General features: G+C 45.6%; 16 protein-coding genes and 1 pseudogene. 8 read left to right on the top strand and 9 right to left on the bottom strand.

What is annotated here, in order from left to right; translation table 11 throughout:
- Nucleotides 1-226: 226 nt before the first annotated feature.
- From AC5JL3_RS32995 to AC5JL3_RS32980, 4 genes are all read right to left on the bottom strand, one after another.
- Nucleotides 227-1,558 (bottom strand): amidase, encoded by a 1,332-nt coding sequence (locus AC5JL3_RS32995; RefSeq protein WP_496078479.1) that lies wholly within the window; start codon nt 1,556-1,558, stop codon nt 227-229.
- A 91-nt stretch (nt 1,559-1,649) separates the two neighbouring features.
- Nucleotides 1,650-2,558, bottom strand: coding sequence for a helix-turn-helix domain-containing protein (locus AC5JL3_RS32990; protein WP_496078478.1), 909 nt, complete (start codon nt 2,556-2,558; stop codon nt 1,650-1,652).
- Nucleotides 2,559-2,635: 77 nt separating this feature from the next.
- The gene (locus AC5JL3_RS32985; RefSeq protein WP_496078477.1) at nt 2,636-3,922 is read right to left on the bottom strand and encodes a DNA cytosine methyltransferase; all 1,287 of its coding nucleotides are present in this window, start codon (nt 3,920-3,922) and stop codon (nt 2,636-2,638) included.
- Between the two features lie 248 nt (nt 3,923-4,170).
- Nucleotides 4,171-4,527, bottom strand: coding sequence for a hypothetical protein (locus tag AC5JL3_RS32980; protein WP_496078476.1), 357 nt, complete (start codon nt 4,525-4,527; stop codon nt 4,171-4,173).
- 299 nt (nt 4,528-4,826) lie between these two features.
- Between AC5JL3_RS32980 and AC5JL3_RS32975 the strand changes: the two genes are divergently transcribed.
- The 4 genes from AC5JL3_RS32975 to AC5JL3_RS32960 all read left to right on the top strand — a co-directional run bounded on the left by AC5JL3_RS32975 (nt 4,827) and on the right by AC5JL3_RS32960 (nt 7,669).
- On the top strand, nt 4,827-5,387 hold the full coding sequence (locus tag AC5JL3_RS32975; protein ID WP_496078475.1) for an SMI1/KNR4 family protein: 561 nt from the start codon (nt 4,827-4,829) through the stop codon (nt 5,385-5,387).
- Nucleotides 5,380-5,925 (top strand): RNA 2'-phosphotransferase, encoded by a 546-nt coding sequence (locus AC5JL3_RS32970; protein WP_496078474.1) that lies wholly within the window; start codon nt 5,380-5,382, stop codon nt 5,923-5,925. The genes AC5JL3_RS32975 and AC5JL3_RS32970 overlap by 8 nt, the downstream gene beginning before the upstream one ends.
- A 28-nt stretch (nt 5,926-5,953) precedes the next feature.
- Entirely contained in the window at nt 5,954-6,394 is a 441-nt protein-coding gene (locus tag AC5JL3_RS32965; RefSeq protein WP_496078473.1) for a bis(5'-nucleosyl)-tetraphosphatase, read from the top strand.
- Between the two features lie 66 nt (nt 6,395-6,460).
- Entirely contained in the window at nt 6,461-7,669 is a 1,209-nt protein-coding gene (locus AC5JL3_RS32960) for an AAA family ATPase (protein WP_496078472.1), read from the top strand.
- Between the two features lie 576 nt (nt 7,670-8,245).
- Here the strand turns inward: AC5JL3_RS32960 and ureA are convergent.
- From ureA to AC5JL3_RS32945, 3 genes are all read right to left on the bottom strand, one after another.
- Nucleotides 8,246-8,548 carry an urease subunit gamma gene (ureA, locus tag AC5JL3_RS32955; protein ID WP_496078471.1) on the bottom strand — a complete coding sequence of 101 codons (303 nt, stop codon included), beginning with the start codon at nt 8,546-8,548 and terminating at the stop codon, nt 8,246-8,248.
- 87 nt (nt 8,549-8,635) lie between these two features.
- Nucleotides 8,636-9,520, bottom strand: a complete 885-nt coding sequence (locus AC5JL3_RS32950) for an urease accessory protein UreD (RefSeq protein WP_496078470.1) — start codon at nt 9,518-9,520, stop codon at nt 8,636-8,638.
- The gene (locus AC5JL3_RS32945; RefSeq protein ID WP_496078469.1) at nt 9,513-10,721 is read right to left on the bottom strand and encodes an aspartate aminotransferase; all 1,209 of its coding nucleotides are present in this window, start codon (nt 10,719-10,721) and stop codon (nt 9,513-9,515) included. The genes AC5JL3_RS32950 and AC5JL3_RS32945 overlap by 8 nt, the downstream gene beginning before the upstream one ends.
- Nucleotides 10,722-11,054: 333 nt before the next feature.
- On the opposite strand from AC5JL3_RS32945, the gene AC5JL3_RS32940 reads away from it, so the two are divergent.
- Nucleotides 11,055-12,254 carry a spore photoproduct lyase family protein gene (locus tag AC5JL3_RS32940; protein ID WP_496078468.1) on the top strand — a complete coding sequence of 400 codons (1,200 nt, stop codon included), beginning with the start codon at nt 11,055-11,057 and terminating at the stop codon, nt 12,252-12,254.
- 72 nt (nt 12,255-12,326) lie between these two features.
- Here the strand turns inward: AC5JL3_RS32940 and AC5JL3_RS32935 are convergent, their stop codons facing one another.
- The gene (locus AC5JL3_RS32935; protein WP_496078467.1) at nt 12,327-13,835 is read right to left on the bottom strand and encodes an Ig-like domain-containing domain; all 1,509 of its coding nucleotides are present in this window, start codon (nt 13,833-13,835) and stop codon (nt 12,327-12,329) included.
- A gap of 748 nt (nt 13,836-14,583) precedes the next feature.
- Between AC5JL3_RS32935 and AC5JL3_RS32930 the strand changes: the two genes are divergently transcribed.
- The 3 genes and pseudogenes from AC5JL3_RS32930 to AC5JL3_RS32920 all read left to right on the top strand — a co-directional run bounded on the left by AC5JL3_RS32930 (nt 14,584) and on the right by AC5JL3_RS32920 (nt 19,974).
- Nucleotides 14,584-17,676 carry a PAS domain S-box protein gene (locus tag AC5JL3_RS32930; RefSeq protein ID WP_496078466.1) on the top strand — a complete coding sequence of 1,031 codons (3,093 nt, stop codon included), beginning with the start codon at nt 14,584-14,586 and terminating at the stop codon, nt 17,674-17,676.
- Nucleotides 17,677-17,931: 255 nt separating this feature from the next.
- Nucleotides 17,932-18,477 (top strand): annotated as a pseudogene (locus AC5JL3_RS32925) (PAS domain-containing protein); the annotation flags it as partial.
- Nucleotides 18,475-19,974 (top strand): putative bifunctional diguanylate cyclase/phosphodiesterase, encoded by a 1,500-nt coding sequence (locus AC5JL3_RS32920; RefSeq protein ID WP_496078482.1) that lies wholly within the window; start codon nt 18,475-18,477, stop codon nt 19,972-19,974. The pseudogene AC5JL3_RS32925 and the gene AC5JL3_RS32920, both read left to right, overlap by 3 nt.
- A gap of 49 nt (nt 19,975-20,023) precedes the next feature.
- Here AC5JL3_RS32920 and AC5JL3_RS32915 read toward each other — a convergent pair whose 3' ends face one another.
- Nucleotides 20,024-21,145, bottom strand: coding sequence for an amidohydrolase family protein (locus AC5JL3_RS32915; RefSeq protein WP_496078465.1), 1,122 nt, complete (start codon nt 21,143-21,145; stop codon nt 20,024-20,026).
- Nucleotides 21,146-21,181 lie beyond the last annotated feature (36 nt).

Raw genomic sequence — 21,181 nt, 5'->3', positions numbered from 1 at the left:
AACCTGAGTTTTGCCGAAATCTGTGTTGCAATGGGGCTTGTTGTGACCAGTTTCCTTGAAAGTCTACCCATTTGTCTTCAAGAACTTGGTTTAGAGGGGTGGTAACTTGAGCGTCGAGGAGACAGTTGTGAGATTGGCACTCTTGTTCAGAGCAGCGAATAAACTCTCACCAGCCCCTCGCAACTCTTCACTCAGGCAAGTGAAAGGGAAGAGCGATCGCTCTATCCTAAACAGGTGGATGAACCGGATAGTCGGGTTGCGACTGGAAATGTTCTTCTATTGCTGCCATCACCGCTAGCAGAGCGCAAACTGGAGAGAGTATTGCATCAAATTGTTTAGCTTCCATTGCTGCCATAAAAGCGGCACGGTAGCGGTTACGTTCATCAATAACCTGCCAATATTCGCTCACCGATACTTCGCCCATATAAGGAAAAAGCTGAGCGATCAGTGGCTGCCCCATGAATCCAGAAAGTGCTGCAATAACTTTAAGTAAAGCTTTTGGTGCAGAGATGGTTTGAAGGGTCTGCTTAAGTTGTGGAAGCGTTTTGCTGTTACCTAACTGCTTTTTAGAGGTTACTCCACCATCTGCACCATACAGTTGGAAATATAACTGTATAGCTTTCAGCAAGTCTGGAGGTGTCCACTCTTCGACAATCGCACCCCGCTTTAAGAGTGAAAGAGCAGCTTCTCTCACCGCCCTTCGCACGGCGGGGGAAGGAGTCATGATGCCGTTGTCAGTGAAAAAAGCAATTCGCAGATTGTCCAGCTTGACATCAGACGGTTCGCGCCAAGATACCGGAGGAACACTGGGGTCAAACGCTTCCTGTCCCGGTGCCGCCAGAACTTTCATCGCCAAGTTCAAGTCAGCGACAGTCCGTGCCATTGGACCGGGTTGTGCCAGTATCGCTTCTTGACCGGGTAACAGGGGTACGTGACCGACCATCGATAGCCTACTCGATGTCGGTTTCAGGCTGCAAATCCCACAGGCATGAGCAGGCATCCGGACACTTCCACCAATATCACTCCCCAAGCCAAGACACGAACCCAAAGCCGCGATAATCGCCGCCTCACCACCACTGCTTCCCCCTGGAGAACGTTCCGGATTCCAGGGATTCAAGGTGCGACCGTAGACAGGATTATCCGATTCGTTCGATGCTAGTAACTGTGCAACATTGGTTTTACCTAAAATAATCGCTCCCGCCTGTTGCAGTCTTTTGACCAGTGGCGCATCCTGCTTTGCCGTTTGACTCAAAGCAGAAATTCCCATGTTAGAGACAGTTCCCGCTACATCAAAGGACTCCTTGATAGTGATGGGAACTCCGTATAATAGTCCGAGTGTTTCTCCTCTAGAACGAGCGTCATCAGCGGTTTTTGCTTGTGCTCGTGCCTGCTCAAATAGAGGGATAATCACAGCATTTAAGCGAGGATTAACCTCCTCAATACGTTGAATGTGCGCCTCAACAACTTCACTGGCCCAAAGTTCTCCCGCCGCAATTTTTTGAGCAATTTCTGTAGCGCTGCTGCCCACAATAGCGGAATGACTTTTAACGGTATCCATTTCTCGCTCCCCTTGTAACTCTACATTACTCAGAATTACCTTTCTACTAAAGAGCGTCTTGCAGATTCGTCCAATTTTTTGTACATTTTTGTCATCTATGGCGGATATACCTGGGAGTCACGCCTAGCAGACGTTTCAAGTGACGGTTGAGATGGCTTTGGTTGGCAAAACCAACACTGTAGGCTACCTCTGCAATGCTGAGTTCTCCTTTTAAAAGTAATTCTTTAGCCCGTTCTACTCGACGGCGAATCACATATTGATGCGGAGTCAAGCCCGTTGATTGTTTAAACAAGCGAGTAAAATAATGAGGACTCATCTGCACGATTGCAGCCAGTTCTGTTAAACCTAACTCTCGGTCGAGATGCCCATTAATGTACTCAATTACTTGCCGCAATTGGTGTTTGGAAAGACCTCCACTATATTCACGTAAAATGGGTTGCTGTGCCGAGTAGTTTTCTAACAGGTGAACTGCTAGAGCATTCGCCATTGTCTCAGCGTAGAGACGGCTCCCTTTAGGATTGTTTTCTAAGACTCCCTTAAGTGCCAGCCCAATTTGCAGAACTAGCGCGTCAGATGTGGCAAACTGAGGCAATAGCTCAACGTTAGAAGGTTCAGCCGATTCGTCAACAGCACGAGCGAAAACATCCGGAGCCATAGCGATAACGATAAAGTCATGTTCTGCATTCCAACAAGAACGATGACTAACCTGGGCAGGAGTAATGACTATATCTCCTTCAATTACTTGCTCATGGCGAATTTTTCCGTTTAGGGTTCGCTTTGCCTGAATTGGGGCTTCAGTTTTTGGGAAAATGAGAAGACCATGCCAAAAGAGACTGGAAACTTCAGGAGCGTCATCGGCAGGTGTGCGGAAATGTCCCAGGAAAATACCATTCCAACCTGCTTTTTGGCTGGTGAGAATTGGCGATCGCTCAAAGATTTGGATGAGATCGTTTTCGTTGGCGATTTCGTTGGCGATCGCTCTTGGTTTGGCTTGTGACATGGGGTATACTCGTCCTCACATCAAAAGTGTATCAAGACTCCACCCTTCAATAGTATTGTTCAACGTACCCAACAGCCTTAATCGAAAAAGTGCTTTGGGGCATTCCAATACTTAGAAGCTTTCACCAGGGTGAACTTGAGTACTTTAGTGTTCCCAAGTTCTAAACGAGTTGTTGGCACTGGGAGTTCAATCGCTAACGCTGCAATAATTTGGCTACCAATCACTCTCGCGAGAAGAGGTGGCACAGCATTGCCTACTTGTCGAAACCCATGCCACTTGGTCGCATGGAAGCGGAACCAGTCAGGAAAAGAGTGTAGTCGCGCTGCCTCACGCACAGAGATGACTCTGGGGTACTGAGGATGAATTGGACGAGGAGAGGTATAACTACCACGCTCATAACCAGTACCAGCTCTTAAGGTATGACAAGGTTTGTCCCAGTTGAGGCGTCTGAGGCGACTGGTTGGTTCTAGGTTCCCCATGGGGGTGTTCTTAAAGCGCTCAATTGAAAGCTCAGTATGCTGGGTTTGTATTGAACTGGTTAATAGCTGGGGATTCCAGTAGCGAGGGTAAGCAAAGTCGCTTGGATCAGACATCATCCCCCGTAATTTTTTGACATAGGGGCTTGTCTGTTCGTGCAACTGATATAGCTGTTCTGATGTGAGTTGAATCGAGTCAGTTGAAGAGAGTTCTGTAAAATCATCCAGGTTGGGTAAATCTGCGATCGCATCTTTGACTGTAATCGGTTGAAAGCTTGCCTCTACTTCTGGGCAAGGATAATCAATTGCAACTGCCCCAACTTGAGTACCTAGTAAAAAGAACCGTCGTCGCTTTTGCGGTACACCAAAATTGGCAGCATTTAATACCTGCACTGGCTCTGTCAGCTTATATCCAGCCACCTCAAACTCATTCATCAGTCGCTCAAGGATAGAGGAATGTTTATTGAGACACAAGCCAGGAACATTCTCCATCACAAAGTAGCGAGGTTGGAGTTCTTTCACCAAGCGGCAAAAGTCAAACACAAGATTGTTACGAGCATCATTTGGTAGACGTTTGCCAATCATCGAGAAGCCTTGGCAGGGAGGCCCACCAAAAACCAAGTCAATCTCACCATTCCAGTTGCTGTGTTGCCGATGCTCAACTGCCCAGTCCGAGAGAGCTTGCTTGATGTCTAGCCCCGATAGTTTAGCGATGTCTGCACATATAACTTTGCTGTGGGGAAAGTTAAACGCATACACCGCCGCATGAACTGGATCGTGTTCCACAGCTAAGGCAACATCAAACCCTGCTTGCTCAATCCCTAAAGAAAATCCACCAGCACCCGCAAACAAATCAATAGCTACAGGTCGGCGATAGAAGTCAGGCATGTCATCCACCGCCTTGAGAACTAGTTTTCTGGTCTATTGACGAGTTTGTATTATTTTTGTAGTATGTTGTTAGCACAACAAGCAATAAAAGGTTCAAAGGTCTAGAGTTTAGGCTTTGGAGCGGGTGTAGTGCAATAAAGGTGATTCCTATGCAAACAGCAGGTTGAAGCTAACTTTACTCCAATCTGCTTTTTAGAAGCTAAATAATAGGTAATTTAAAGGCTAAAGGCGATCGCTTAATACCAAGATTACAGACCTTCGTTATTAAAGGTATAGGTGCCAACCTTACAAAAATCAACCTGTCTGTCTTCCGTCTCTGCTCCATCTGAAAATATGCCTTTGATGTCAAACAGGCAGTCAGAGGCTTCGCCAACGTAATTTAACTCAGTGGATGCACCAGTAGGAATGCTCTTATCTAAAACGTTTTCACCCCAGGTAGTAGAACCGGACAATGAAACAAACAACGCTTTGAGAGTAGTGTTGGTGTTATTGACAACAGTAAAGTCGCGTTGGTCGTCTGCCAGGGCACTAGGGATGTTGAATGAAACGATTGGTAGCGATAGAACTGTCGCTACCATGATTACCTGAAGCGATGGAGTAAACATTTTGCATTTCCTCTGGAAAAAGCAATTTGAAGCGGAAACAATAAGCCAAGCCCTCAACCTTAGCTAGGCTGGGCTTCCAATTTTTTTTATCTAACTTTGGGTAGATGCCTCGTTAACAAGTATAAAACTAATGCAAAGAGCTATCTGAACTTTATTGCTTAGTAAGCTAACAATGCTTTGAACAGATTGTTGAAAGGCAAACTCTAAATATCAGGAACTTACCCCAACTATTTGTAGTACAGTATAATACAATTACTGGTGCGCCTCAACCAGTAGCTTATAACGAAGGGTAGGGAGTCGTGGAGACGATATGGAACCGCATTGAAACCTGGCTTGCCATTAATGCACCAGAAATTCTCGATAGCCTACAACCAGGAGCAACTGATCAAGCCATCAACAAAGCCGAAGCCTTTTTGGAAAGTAAATTACCTGAAGATGTTAAAGCGTCCTATCGCCTTCACAATGGTCAATCTGAGCCAGAACATGGGCTAATCAATGCTTGGGAGTTTCTTTCCCTAGAACGAATTATGGATGAGTGGCAGATTTGGAAAGACTTACTAGACGTAGGAGAGTTTGATGGTACAAAAAGCGTACCCGTTGGTTCAATTCAATCAGACTGGTGGAACCAAAATTGGATTCCCTTGACTTATAGTGGCTCTGGTGACCCTCATTGTCTGGATTTAGACCCAGCACCTGGAGGTCAAGTTGGGCAAATTATCATAATGTGGCATGACTGGGAACATAGAGAAGTCATTGCTAATAGCTTCAAAGACTGGTTAGGGCAGTTTGCAACTGACTTAGAGAGTGGAAAATATATCTTTGCCAAAGAGGATGGTGGACTGATAGCGGTTAATGAATAATTCTCGCCTAGTCAAAATCAGCAAATATCTCAGCAAACATCTTCGACACCAACCTGAGCGAATTGGCATTCAACTCGCGCTAGGTGGCTGGGTTAGTGTCGATAAACTCTTAGCCGCGTGTAAAAAACACGCCTTTCCCATCAACCACATTGAACTGAATGAAGTCGTCGCCAATAATGACAAAAAACGCTTTTCCTTCGACTCAACTGGCAGCCTAATTCGTGCTAATCAAGGTCATAGTGTAGACGTTGATTTGCAACTAGAACCTGCAATTCCTCCTGACGTTTTGTACCACGGTACAGGTCACGGTGCCGTTGAGGCAATTCTCCAGGAAGGTCTTCGTAAAATGTCTCGCCATCACGTCCATCTTTCCCGTGATGTAGCCACGGCACGAAAGGTAGGCGCACGGCATGGTCGTCCCGAAGTATTTATAGTAGATGCGGCAACCATGAACAAAGTGGGTTATACGTTCTACTGTTCTGAAAATGGGGTGTGGCTGGTGGAGCATATTCCAGCCCAATATGTACAAAAAGCCTAATTTATCCTAAGAGTGAAACATCCTAACTATGCGACAAGTCAAATCTTGCGGCGTAATTGTGATGCGTACTAAACCGCAACTCAGCTTCTTGCTGATGCAACATCCAACGCGCTATGACTTACCAAAAGGTCACATCGAAGCTGGTGAAGATGAGTGGAGCTGCGCCCTCCGCGAACTTTATGAGGAAACAGGTATTGAAGCGAGTTCACTAAAGCTGGATGAGAGATTTCGTTTTACGATTACTTATCAAGCTCGTTACAAGCGTTTTGGTAGCGAAACCGTCGAAAAGACATTGGTAATTTTTCTAGGTTTGTTAGAGCAGGATGTGACTATCAAGCTAACCGAACATAGCAGTTATACCTGGATAAGCTGGCATCCACCTCATGCCATTCAGGAACAAACAATTGACCCGTTACTCGAACAATTGGAACATTATTTAAGGAAAGAAAATTTAAATGCAAAAGTTTAGCTAGAATAATATTTCTTACTCTTTTAACTGACTAAAATACTATTGCAACACTAAGAAATTTCAATTATGCATTCAGGCGAATTTGCAAGCAATGAAAACCAGTTTACTCCTAATAATCCACAGAGTCGAGGCTTGTTAGGGGCGGGTTGGCGACCCTTATCCAGACAATTTGAATGGGACTTTTTTTTGCATCTTGTATCTAATGACCCTTGGGAACTTACTCAAAAAACTTTAAATATTGCTAGTGACCTTGCTGATGCCCTAGGTCGTAACTACTATACCTGGTGGGCAAATCTCTTAAATGTTTTTTCGGATAATACGCGATACGAAATAAATGATTTCTGGGATTATATTACCCCTGAGCCACCTGTTCCAGATCATCGCTACGGAGACCTTTTAAGTGTTGAGACACCGGTGGCGCAAGTCGTAACACGCCAGAGCATTCCGATTAATTATGTTCTCAACCGATTAGAAGAGATTACGGTTTTCAAAATTCTGGATTTGTTGGGTAATCCAGAAATTATTACCCAGTATTATATGGAACGGCATTTTTATTTTCCAATCAGTCGCTTTGTGAGCTGGGAGCGTCTTGAAATCATTGGAACCGCTTTTGCCTATTGGCCTGGGCATCAAGTTTGGCTACAAATTGACAATCTGGGTAAAGGGCGACGACATTATTCTTTAATTGCCAAGAACATCGCACCCCTAGTTAACAAAGCCACTTACAATTTAGCGGTAATGCTCAGTGGCTATCAAAGCCGAGTTGGACAGGTTCAAAGTCAGTTTTCAATTCGGACATTCCCTGCTGATGTACAAAGCTTCACGGATTTAGTTCAGCAAGCTGTTCTGGACAAAAATCAGCTAGCGGTATTAGTAAGTGGAAAACCTGGTACTGGGAAAACAGCTTGGACGCAAGCTGTGGCAAAAGAAATTTTGATGCCTCTGGGGTTTGTCATCTTCATCTTAGATCATGATGCGGTTGAGAATTTTGTTCCACCGAGTTATTTGGAGCGGATTTGCCTGATTATTAATGAAGCGGATAATTTGGCTCAAGATCGGGCGACACTTGCAGCTCAACACAGCAATAAAACTGAGCATATTTTGAGTTTACTGGATGGAACGTTATATCAAAGCGTGATTGATGAAGCGGCAATTCAAACTGAGCAAAAGTTGGTGGTGCTGATGACTTGCAATACAACAGAACGTTTAGATCCAGCTATGTTGCGTAAAGGTAGAGTGGATTTAATGTATGAATTCACTCATCAGTTTGTCTAGTACTTAGATAATAAGCCAAGTCTGTGGGTGTTTTTAGAGAGGCGATCGCATTTCTCCGCAACACATCCCAGTCCGAAATTTATACCACCTGCTTTGTAGAGATTTTGAAGTTCTTTATTACCTACAAAACAAAGAAACCATTAGTGATTACATGAAAAACTGGATAGAACATGGTCACAGAATGAGGGAACAACAGCGACTCAATCCCTTACCAGTTTCTCAAAAACTCCGACAACTGAGAGCGGAAAGAAAAGCTAAGAAACAAGCTAATGGCACTGAACTATCTAATTGATGAAAATGTGAATCCTATTTATAGCATTTCTCTGTTACGCGCGTGTACAGCAGAAAAACCTAAACCCCAACCCCTTCCCACCTCTCCCTAGCCCTCTCCTACAAGGAGAGGGAAAAGGAATAATGTTTTTAGCTGGAAGGGGAGTAAGAATCAAAGCCTCACTCAAGAGTAGGAGAGAGGTTTTCCAGAGAGGTCAAAGTGTACCGCATCCAACCGAGAACCGCTATATCCCAATCAAATTAGACAACGAGAACCCGATATCCTCATCAAGGTTCTGCTCTTGCCTAACGAATCGGGTCATGAACTGTAACTAGTTTTGTGCCATCAGGAAATGTGGCTTCTACCTGTACTTCTTGCACCATCTCTGGCACCCCTTCCATTACATCATCCCGCGTTAGTAATGTTGTGCCGTAACTCATTAAATCAGCTACAGTACGACCATCTCTGGCACCTTCCAAAATTGCTGCACTGATGTAGGCGATCGCTTCTGGATAGTTTAGTTTCAATCCTCTATCTTTACGTCGTTCTGCTAGCAAGGCAGCCGTGAAAATTAGCAGCTTATCTTTTTCCTGGGGCGATAGTTGCATTGTTCGATTTTTTAAATAAGTGTTAGAGGAAAGTGATTTTCATTGTTCATAGTGAGCAATTGCCTATAGCTATCCAATTCAAATCGTTCACATCTGCCAAACTCGCGGCTTGGTTACAGAACGTCCTACAGAGGATAGACGTAGCAGTTGCCAAATATCCGTAAACCAGTTTCTCACCTCCAAGGTCGAAGCACCACGATATCGGCACACTAATCCTGAAATTAGCTGAGTAACGCCTGCTTCTCCCTGACGTTCTTTAGAATTCCACAGAATTCTCGCTGTGTCTAGGATTTCTCTGGAAACAGGTTGCCCGATCCAAGATAGGGTTGCCACAATCGGTTGTCCCGCTAAACCGTGAGGACTATTGATGATGTCTTCTCCCGCTGGTAGCCATTGCCGATCAATCCACAACGGCTGCCCTTGTTGCCAGACTTCGGTATGCGATCGCCATTCTCCTTGTAAGAAAGTTTCTCCTCTAGCACTCCGCCCAAATCGCGTAATTTCCCAGCCTAGCCAACTAGCCTGTGGTGCTAATTCTACCCGCAAATCCTGTTGGTAAATGGCACCATTGAACACAATTGTTTCCTGGGGTAACCACTCTAAATAAGCACCCGCCTCGATTTGGAGTTTGATGGTTTGTCTCGCGTCTTGCCCATTGCTGCGATAGACTTTACTGGCGGCAGCAGTGGTGATTAAGGCTTGAGCGTTAGGTTTAAGGTGGATAGTTTGAGCCAAGCGATCGCCTCCTACCATCCCCCCAGCCGTATGCAATACAACGCTATGACAAACCGCCTCTCCTTCTGGATAAAATGGGCGCTGTACCTTCAAAGGCGATTGCACTTGGTTGTGAATTAGCTTCGTTGTGCCGTCGTTATGGACGTACACCAAATCCAAGCTGCCATGCCATCCCGTCGGGATTTGTGTGGCTTCACTTGCCTCTGTTGTTATCCGTACAGTTGTATCATCAGCCATACTGTAGGCATTGCCCAGCGTCGTAGCAGATCTTCGCTTGCTTAAAGCGATTCAGAACCTCTTGAAGGCGATCGCATTCCGCAATCAAACTAATCCGCACATATCCCTCACCCGCTACACCAAAGGCATTTCCTGGCGTTACAACAACACCTGTTTGCTGTAAAACATTAAGAGCAAAGTCAGTTGAACTTACTCCCACGGGACAAGGTACCCAAAGATACATTGTTGCTTTTGTTTTGGGCACATTCCAACCCAACTGCGCTAACCCATCAATCAGAAAATCACGACGACGACGGTAACGTGCTTGAACTTCATGCACATAGACATCCGGTAGCTGCAAGGCAGTTTCTGCCGCCGTTTGTAGGGCAGCAAAGATGCCATAATCCAAGTTTGTTTTTAACGTCCGTAGCCCTTGAATAATGTGGCGATTCCCGACAACGAAGCCGACACGCCAACCTGCCATGTTGTAGGTTTTCGATAATGTATGGAACTCCACGCCAATTTCTTTAGCACCAGGAATTTCTAGCAAGCTAGTGGGCTGATAGCCATCAAAAGCAAGTTCGGCATAACACAAGTCATGAACGAGCAAGATTTCGTACTTCCGGGCAAAAGCAACAATATCTTTGAAGAATTCACGCGGGGCTGTAGCGGCGGTGGGATTACTTGGATAGTTGAAATAGAGCATCTTCGCCCGTCTAGCAACATCTTCTGGAATCGCCCCTAAATCGATTAACCAGTCGTTTTCGGGTTTCAGAATTAGGCTGTGAATCGTACCACCCGCAATGAGTGGGCCTCTAAAATGAGCAGGATAGGCTGGACTAGGGACGAGAACTACGTCACCCGGATTGATATACGCCAGAGCAAGATGAGTTAAGCCTTCCTTGGAACCCAACAAAGGTAAGGCTTCGCTATCGGGATCGAGTTCAACATCATAGCGACGGCGGTACCAACTAGTAATCGCGCGGCGGAAACTAGCAGTCCCTTCAAAGGGAGGATAGCCATGATTCGCGGGATTTTTCAAAGCTCTAGTCGCGGCTTCAATCACAGGTTCAGGTGCCGGGCCATCGGGATTACCCATCCCTAAGTCAATTAAATCAAGTCCCTGCTCACGGGCACGCGCTTTCAGTTCATCTAAACGAGCAAACACATAGGGTGGCAGTGCGCTCAGACGAGCGGCTGGGGTAATCCATTTAAGAGTCATCAGAAGACAGGGCTTTTCTAAACAATCAAAATATTACTAAAGATGAAGACACTGCAAGCAGTACTCTTACAGTCATCTTTGTGGTTCTAAAGTTTATCAACAAATACCTGGAAGCGTAACCCCATACCTTAAAACAAAGGGTGCAATTTGTCTAGTGAACAAGAAAGGCAGAAGGCAGAGGCTCCAGGGCAGAAGCACAAGGCAAAACCTCTACTTTAAACAGGGTGAAACCCGCTCTCTTTCTAGCTCACCGTTCAATTGGGTAGAAATTAAAATAAGTAGTAGAGCTTTCACAGAAGACAAGCATTGGTATTAGTACATCAGGAATAGTGTTTGGAGTCGAAGCAACAGACAACTTGTGAGTCTCTAGTTAGTCTTGCTGCGCTTCAGGAGCGAGTACGTTGCCTGTTCCGATTAAGACAGTTACCAGAAAAGACGCGGAGAACTATTTTGCTAAACACAACAGCAGATAAGCCTGAGTTAGGGTTGGAGACGCGATCGCCTAAGTTGTGGATGCCGGAGCGTGTCCTATTTACACCTGCTGCCTTAGCTGAACCATGGGGTCAGCAGATTCTAGAACGTGTAGAATCTCTAAATTTGCCGATTGAGGAGTTACGCCAAAATCGTTTGACAGGTTTACGTGGCGATTCAGAGCGTGAAACTTACGACAAGAGTAAGCGTACCCTCGCCGTTGTCAATGCACCACCAAGCACCTTCAAACTCAGCCCCATCCCACCGTCGGCTGATTGGCAGTTTCACCTTGCCGAAGGCTGTCCTGCACACTGTCAATACTGCTATCTAGCTGGTAGCTTATCAGGGCCACCTGTCATTCGGGTTTTTGCGAACTTGCCGCAGATTTTGGCAAACTTGGCAGCTTATGAGACAAGCCAAGCCACGAGTTTCGAGGTAAGCTGCTATACTGACCCACTGGGCATTGAGCATCTAACCGGAAGCCTCGCTGAATGCATCCGTTACTTTGGAACACGGGAGTCTGGACATCTGCGTTGGGTGTCGAAGTTTGATGCAGTGGATGACCTCCTCGACTTGCCCCACAATGGTCACACGCGGTGTCGTTTGAGTGTTAATGCTGCCCCAGTTTCGGGTCGCTTTGAAGGCGGTACTGCCTCAGTAACGTCACGTCTTATGGCTTTGCGACAATTAGCCTTGCCCCGTTCACAAGGTGGTGGTGGCTATCCCGTAGGTTTAGTGATTGCTCCAATTATGCCTGTAGAGGATTGGGAGGAACATTACACTCGTCTATTTGACCAAATTAGTGATGCGATCGCTTTTGATTGTGACCTGACGTTTGAGTTAATCTCCCACCGCTTCACACCTGGCTCAAAAGAGGTGTTGCAGACTTGGTACCCTCACACGAAATTGGACATGGACGAGTCAAAGCGTAGTGTTAAGCGTAATAAGTTTGGTGGCACAAAGTATGTCTACGATCCTGACACGATGAAGCGGCTGCGTCGCTTTTTCGAGAGCGAGATCGCACGGCGCTTTCCTAAGGCTCGTGTTCTTTACTGGACGTAGAAACCGCAGCAATTCAGGGCGCACCGCTGTGCGCCCCTACGAGCTTCAATTGATTTGAAAGTTGTTATGAGTTTAGGGGAGCCAACGAGGCTGGAAGCCTGATAATAGTTGCTCTGGTTGTAGTTGAGCTGGGGGATTTGAGGATGTTGCCTCAACTAAGGGTAGCAGCCATAGTAGTCCTTGACCGATCGCTTGTCCTTCATTGGTTCTCAACATATCAGTTGCGGAGGGCGGTCTAGTAACAACTTGGTCGAAAAGCAATGCTAAACCATCTGGAGAAAGACTCATCTGGATATCCCGTTGATTGGGAAGCACTACTAACGGTTGCACAGGAGACTGGCTGCTGTCTTTAGTGTCTTTCAGGTCAATAGCAGCGAGGAAGGGTTCTTCCTGGTATTCTTCCCCTTGAATGAGTTGCGTGAGCAAGCAGTAGAGCTTTTCCTTGGTAGGAGTGAATTCACAACTTTGGATTGAACCTGTTGTGCGTAGTAGTTCTTTCTGAACGCCTTGGTTCGTTACCAAAAAGAGCGATCGCGTATAGTCGGTATTAAATTTCACCATTGTCGCGGCTGAACCATCCCTAGCAAAACTCAAAACCATCCCAAATTTTGGAAGAAAGTCTAGTGGTTTTGCCGCTGTAGTTAAGGGGAGAATCGCCACACCTTGTCCCTGAGCGATCGCAACGGATGAACTGTCAGGGGTAATCACAAAGTCACCACCTGGCTGGTTTTCCAGGGGTCTTGGCTGAGCGTCAGGCTGTATGATCCACAGACCAAATTCACTAGGATTACGGCGATTCACGCGCTGGGCAACAATTGTCTTCCCATCAGCGGACAAGTCAAATTTGAGATTTTGGTAGTCTTTGCTGTCCAAAACTAAATCCACCCTCCCCAGAGAGTTTGGCGAGGCTTCTGCTTGACCGGGGATTTGAAATGAAAGTCCTGTGGTGACGGTGTACAACTGTTGATTGAGTAAACCCTGTTCCTGATTTTTGCGATCGCTTGCTGCAAACAACACTCGATCCCCGTTTGGATAGGGCTTAAAGTCCATTACTACCAAATCTGGGGGAGTCAGAATCATTTTTTTCTGGGCGGTGAGGTTGTAGAGAATTAACCGTCCTTGCTCTTCTTTCTCCACCCCAATGTAAATAAATGCGCGATCGCGAGTCCGGAAAGAAGCGCTAAATGGCTCAATTAGCGTTCCTTTCCTCTGTAATCCTGGAAATTGGTCTTTAGCCCCCTGCAATTGCACTTTATATTCCGTGCCATAGGGTACGGGAAACAGCGGCGTATAAGCCATCCGACGACCCGCCCAGCTAATTTTTCCGGGGAGAGGGGGAGTTATTTTTAGATTAGCTGCCACGCTGTCATGGTTCATCGGGCGGCTAAAGGTAAACGTAAACGCAGTATCCTGTGCCCCGACTTGTTTGTCCTGCCAACTGAAATCGCGCACACGAGGCGCTGTGTGATCGCCGCTCAATAGCAATATCCCAATGAGCAGGCTTAGTACTAGCATTACGCCCAAAGCCACACGGTCAATGGGTTGAAGGAGTGTTTTTGCTGTCAAAGTTCTGCCTGACATTTTGATTCTAGGGATTGGTGTAAGTGGGTGTAATTCAACGTCGCTATCACTTGGGCAATCATGGAAGCGCTTATCGTTGACAGATTATTGCTATTTTCCTCTGTTGACTGTCTCTACGCCCATAGTTGTGCCCGCCTCATAAAGAAATAAGCTTTGGTGCAGGGGAGAACAAACAATGAAAATCTCTTTTCCTAATTCTCTTTTCAAAGATGGATTTGCTTTCGGATGTCCCCCCGATAGAATACCTATGTTCACTACAAAATTGCCAATACGCTGTCTCTCCAACAGAGGAGGAAAATCTCTAGTTTCTACGTTTAACTGAAAGTCTAAGCGATCGCCAAGATGAGCAATTGCTTGAAGTGTTCTCTGTCTCTCCTTAAAAGCTGTTACATATCTTCACGATTTCTTTGCATAGGGAACATATTTTTACATAGTTAGTGCAATATATTAATGAATAAAAATTAAGTTTGCACTTGCAGCTTGAAACATCAAGGGTTCAGTAAAAGCGGCTTCCCTGTCGTTGAAACAAGATAAAACACTCCTCAATACGGTTCACGAGCGAGGAGTAACTTCACTACAAGCCAGTATTAAAACTTTACATTTTTCAGGTACTGAGTAGTTGTTTATACCTACTCTGTATGGATTCTATCTTCCGAGGTATTAACTTATCTTTATATTTATTTAAGTTATGAGAAAAATAGAGATAAATAACTAACTTGGCTCATTTTCCTTTACCTGATCTACTCCTATGAAATCGATGGCAAGGCAACAAGCCAGTTATGGCACGTTAGAGGCTCAGCAATTGAATAATTTAAATTCAGGTGCCCTCTGGCTCTATGACCATGCCTTAGCTGCTATTAAGGGTGGCATTGTCATCACGGATGCTCGTAAGCGTGACAATCCAATCATCTACTGTAATGCGGCTTTCCTTGAAATTACAGGGTATTCCTACGACGAAGTGATCGGTCGTAACTGTCGTTTTTTGCAAGGTCTAGATACTGACCAAGATAGCGTTAAGCAAATACGTCAGGCGATACGAGCGGGGCGAGACTGCCAAGTTGTATTACAAAATTACCGGAAAGACGGCACAGCCTTCTGGAATGAACTCAAGATTTCGCCAGTCCGAGACGCGAATGGCTCTTTAACACACTTTATTAGCCTTCTGTCTGACATTACAGAGCGAAAGCTTGCCCAAGAGAGACAGCAGTTGATGCAGTTCTCACTTGAAAACGCGGCTGATGCCGTGTTCTACATTCGTCCGGATGCAAAATTCTTCTACGTGAATGAAGCGGCGTGCAAATCGTTAGGGTATTCCCGTGAAGAACTACTGACGATGAACCTGCCTGATATTAACCCAGGATTTCCCGTAGAAATTTGGCGTGAGCATTGGGAAGACGTTAAGCAACATGGCTCGTTCACCCTCGAAACTCAGCATCGAACCAAAGACGGTCGGTTAATTCCCGTAGAAATCACACTAAACTACCTCAAATTCAACGATCAAGAGTACAGTTGCGCGTTTGCGCGTGATATTAGCCACCGCAAACACAAAGACGCGGCTTTAAAAAAGAGTGAAGAGCAATACCGCACTCTCGCGAAAAATTTCCCCAATGGGGCAGTGTTACTCTTTGACCGAGATTTACGCTATTTAATTGCAGAAGGAGTTGAGCTAGCTAGCGTTGGGCATTCAAAGGAGTCACTGGAAGGAAAGACGCTATGGGATGCCTTTGCACCAGAAGTCTGTCAAGCCTTTGAACCAGCGTATCGAGGCGCACTGGCAGGAGAGACTACGACATTTGAGTTCCCTTATGGCGATCGCGTTTACCTTGTTTTTATCTTGCCAGTAACCAACGAAGAGGGGGAAATCTCTGCGGGTATGGTGATGACCCAAAACATTACCAAACTTAAGCAAGCAGAACAAGATTTGCGGCGTAGCAATGCCTTAATGAAGGCACAACAAGACTCGGCACTGGATGGAATCTTAGTCATTGACGAAAAAAGAACGCTCACGAGTTACAACCGTCGATTCTGTGAAATGTGGGGAATCCCTGAAACTGTAAGGCATTCAGAGGATAAAACAACACTCCTCAACTACATGCTGCCTTTGATCACTCAGCCACAAAAGGTTTTCAGCCACGTAGAGTATCTTGAGCAGCATCCTACCCTGATTAGCCGTGATGAAATTTACCTGAATAACGGACGAGTTTTTGATTGTTATTCCTCTCCAGTCCTATCATCTAGTGGTGAGTGCTACGGTCGAATCTGGTCGTTCCGCGATATTACAGAGCGAAAGCAGACTGAAGCCAAGCTACGACAGCAAGCAGAAAGAGAGCGACTACTTGGGGGGATGAATCAGCGCATCCGCCAGTCTTTGAACCTGACGCAAGTTCTCAATACTGCTGTTGCGGAAGTGCGACAATTTTTGAAATGCGATCGCACATTGATTTACCGCTTTCACCCAGATTGGAGTGGAACAGTCGAGGTGGAGTCAGTTGCTCCAGGGTGGATACCAGCGCTGGGAACAACAATAGAAGATACCTGTTTTAAGGAAAATAAAGCCCTTTTCTACCAACGGGGTGGAATTCGAGCAACTCAGGATATTTACAAGGCGGGTTTAAGCCCCTGCCATATTAGATTACTAGAACGGTTCCAAGTTAGATCTAGCCTGGTTGTGCCTATCCTACAAGGAGATCAGCTTTGGGGACTGATGATTGCCTATCAATGCTCTAGTCCTCGGCAGTGGCAGGAATCAGAAGTAGAACTACTCAAACAGTTGAGTATCCAGTTAGGGATTGCCATTCAGCAAGCGGCTTTGTTTGAGCAAGTTGCTGATGAACTGAAGGAGCGAAAAGCGGCAGAAGCTGCCTTGCGACGGTCAAAAACTGCGTTGAAAAAGCAAGCGACTCAGCTAAAAGCCACCCTCCAAGAACTTCAGCAAGCTCAAATGCAGCTAATTCAGACGGAGAAAATGTCAAGTTTAGGGCAGTTGGTTGCGGGTGTTGCCCATGAAATTAATAATCCAGTGACCTTCATTTATGGCAATATTGCTCACGCTAATCAATATGCTCATGACTTGCTGGAATTGGTACAGCTCTATGCGAAGCACTGTCCCAAACCTGCACCGGAAGTTGAAGACTTAATTGAGGCAATTGATTTAGAGTTTTTGATGGAAGATTTCCCCAAACTCCTAAGCTCAATGAATATGGGAGTCAACCGCATCCACCAAATAGTCCTTAGCTTGAAAAATTTCTCGCGGTTGGATGAAGCGGAACGTAAACCTGTTGATATTCATGAAGGACTGGAGAACACGCTTTTGATTTTGCAACACCGCTTAAAGCCAGAAGCAGCTAATATCCAATTGATTAGGGAGTATGGAAACTTGCCGCCAGTAGAGTGCTATCCAGGGCAACTCAACCAAGTTTTTATGAATATTCTCAATAATGCGATCGATGCCCTGGAAAAGTCTGATTGTAGCCATGCTGATTCAAGTCATACAAATTTTAGATCTGGCGTAATTCAGTGTAATACTAGAACTATTAAAATCTCTACTGAGATTGTAGAGTGTTCAGAGGCCGATCCATCCAGATCTCAAGAACCTGGAAGCAATCAATGCGCTGTCATACGGATTGCCGACAATGGGCCTGGTATTCCAAAAGATGCTAGGAAGCGAATTTTTGACCCCTTCTTCACCACAAAACCTGTGGGCGAAGGTACAGGCTTGGGGCTATCAATCAGCTATCAAATTATTGTCGAAAAGCATGGAGGGCAATTGTTATGCATTACAGAACCTGGAAAAGGGACAGAGTTTATTGTTGAAATTCCGCTTACACCCTCCAAATTGTAACTTTTTACACATTACAGGATTAGCTCATCAGATAAAAGCAACGAAACTTAGTTCACTAAGTTTTAGCTGTCAAAGAGGTAAGCTTTGTAACCGGAATTAGCGATTTTTCTATTAGACTTAACAACTGAATAGGCGTTAAAGGGTGAGACAGAATCTAGCTAGGGGAACAGTAATACAACCAACTTGATGTAACGCCTAAAGCATCTACTCAAGCATTTACTACAACCATTCTCCCATCCTCAAAGAACCGCAGCTATGCCACGAGAACGTAAAAAATACGCGAGTTCCGATTGTGCTTGTAATAGATTTGTGCCGTTACAAAACCATCGACATGACACCCAGTTGCAGCTAAATACGGCAATTGATACAGAAAGCTTTACTGACACAGAGACAGTCAGACCTAAAGGTATGGCGAAAGCGGAGGAGCAACTGCGGCTACTAGCGGCGGCGGTTGAACACGCTGAAGATTCAATTTTGATTACCTCTACAGAAATGACGTTTCCAGGTCCAGAAATTCTCTTTGTTAACCGAGCTTTTACTAAGATGACAGGCTACACAGCCCAGGAAGTTCTCGGTCAATCACCACGGATTTTGCAAGGACCAAAAACGGATCGTGCGGTTTTAGATCGATTGCGGCAAAATCTCAGAGAAGAAAAAATATTTTATGGCGAGGGGATTAACTACCGCAAAGATGGGACAGAATTTTACAACGAGTGGCATATTGAACCGATTCGGAATTCAGCGAATCAGATTACTCATTATTTAGCAATTCAACGAGATATTACTCAGCGAAAGCAGATGGAGGCAAAATTACGCTATGAGGCACTTCATGATGCCTTAACAAGCTTGCCCAACCGAACTTCTTTTGTAAACCAGGTACGCCAGTGTATTGAGCAACCTGTTGAACGTGTCGGTACTTCGGGATCGCAACTAAGTCAGGATTCATTATTTGCAGTGCTGTTTTTGGATCTTGACCGATTTAAGGTGATTAACGATAGTCTGGGTTACAAAGCTGGGGACAAAATGCTGGTTGCGATCGCAAACCGTCTAAAAGCCTCAGTACAACCCAGCGACATGGTTGCCCGGATTGGCGGCGATGAGTTTGCTATCTTGCTGGAAAACATAAGCGATATCGCTAATGTCTCCAGCATCGCAGACCGACTGCAAGCCTTACTGCGAGAACCGTTGCAGTTGGAAGGGCAGGAAGTGATGACAACGGCGAGTATTGGCATTGCCCTAAGTATGCTGGGATATGAGGCAAGTGAGGATATTCTACGAGATGCCGACATTGCGATGTACCGGGCAAAGGCATTAGGAAAGGCGCGCTACATTGTCTTTAACAAAACCATGCATCGGCACGCCGTAAAGCGTTTGCAATTGGAAACAGACTTGCGACGAGCAATCCCTCGCCAGGAGTTGCGACTACATTACCAGCCGATTGTCTCCTTAGCGACAGGTCAAATTAGTGGGTTTGAGGCGCTAGTACGATGGCAGCATCCGACACGCGGTTTAGTGTCTCCGGCTGAGTTTATCCCAGTAGCAGAAGAAACTGGACTGATTATTCCAATCGGTGAGTGGGTGCTGCGTGAGGCTTGTGAAAAAGCGAACCAATGGCAGCAGAAATTTCCTCACCAGACCCCTTTAACAATTAGCGTGAATCTCTCTGGCAGACAGTTTGTCCAACCGAATTTGAGTGAGAAGATCGATCAAATTCTCCGTGAGACACGGTTAGAACGCCAAAGCTTGAAGCTAGAGATTACTGAAAGCGCGATTATGGAAAATACTGAATCCTTAGAACTGGTTGGCGAAAGTGAAGCCATAACCGAGTCAGGAGAATTATTCGGTACAGCAGAGGACAAACAGGCATTAGCCTTAGCGTTAGCGATCGCAAAACGCAACGAAGTTCAGACCATGCGTCAGACACCTATCGCTATCCTAGAGCATCTAAGAGCGTTGGGCGTTCAACTGGGTATTGATGACTTCGGTACAGGCTACTCGTCCTTGAGTCGGTTGTATCGCTTTCCAATTAACACCTTGAAAATTGACCAGTCTTTTATCAGGTGTATGGATGTTGGTAGTGAGGGTAACCATAATACTTGTTCCTACAAAATTGTCAGAGCCATTGTTACACTTGCCCACAATTTAGGTTTGGATGTTACAGCCGAAGGAATTGAAACCGCAGCACAGTTGGCAAAACTGCGGGAACTGGGATGCGAATTTGGACAAGGCTACTTCTTTTCTAAGCCAGTCGATGCCGTACAAGCTGAAGCGTTAATTGCTGCACAGCCTCAATGGTGAAGGGGAGTGAGGAATTGAAGATTGGAGATTGGGGGATTTTTATTATTCTTTACTTGATCTGATGAAGGGCGCGGGCATTTTCAGACAAAATTGCTGTTGCGACGGACTCGGCTTCTTTGGCAGTGAGGTCTGAATTTTTAATCGCCTCATCTAACACCTGTCCCAGCACTTCACGTCCCCATTTTGCCCCTAAATAATACAATTCTGGAATATTGTGAGCATCGGAGGAGTACATCAGTTTACTCGTTGGAGCAAGTTCTAACAACTGTTGCACCACTGAGCGCATTCCAGCAACACTCAGGAATGGCACAGCTAACCCACAGTCGAGATAGACCTGAGGATACACAGACGCTAGATAGCCAGCTTCTTGAGCATAGGGATAGGAGGCGTGCAATAGTACGATGGGTGCATTACGAAAGCGTTTGTCTTCTAAAAGCGATCGCATATATAAAGGATTACCCAGCCGTAAGTCGAGGTCAGGGTCACCAAACCCCGTATGAAACTGTACGGGTAATCGGTATTTTGCCGCAATTTCTAAGGCTTGCGTAATTAAAAAATCAATCAAAGGCTTATCAGCAAGCCGCAGTGGTTTATCTTGAGCCTCTTGCTTGAGTGTATAGAAACTATGTTCCGCTTCTTCCTGTAGTGTCAGTTGAATATTTAAACCAGTACGGTAAGCAACAATACTTTTGAAAGCAACGACTCCTTTTGGTGGTGGGTCAATCTCACTTCGGAATCGTTCCAGGAAACAACCAAAGTCCTCCACCTCATTCATCAAGTTCTGCGCCAAATATTCCAAGCGTAGGATGCGCTGTACAGGAACAAATTGCTGATGCCATTCCACAGGCAGAATCTCATCGGCGAGAAAGCCATCATCGAGAAAAATTGCCTCAAGTTTGGATGCACTAAAACATTGCTGTGTAAGCTTTTCAATGCCGAGTTGCGTGCGACGTTGGAGAATTGCCTCTTCCTCTGGTTCACACTCCAACAACTGAGCAATCTCCCGTAAACTCCGGCGGTAGAACAAGCTGTGACGTGCATGATTATTAACAATCTCTGCGTCATTGCCTTCGGTAAAGGAAGCTGGATAGGGATAACCCGCTGCCGCTGAGGGAGTCAGCAGGTTGTGAGCGTGTTGATCAATCGCCGCAATATCCCAGAGGTTGAGCATTTTATAGCAATCAGCAGTCAGCTTAAGAGCGGTCAG

The organism is Symplocastrum torsivum (assembly GCF_059505465.1).
Note: the sequence above shows the minus strand (reverse complement) of the source record. Positions and strands in the feature narration are given on the sequence as shown.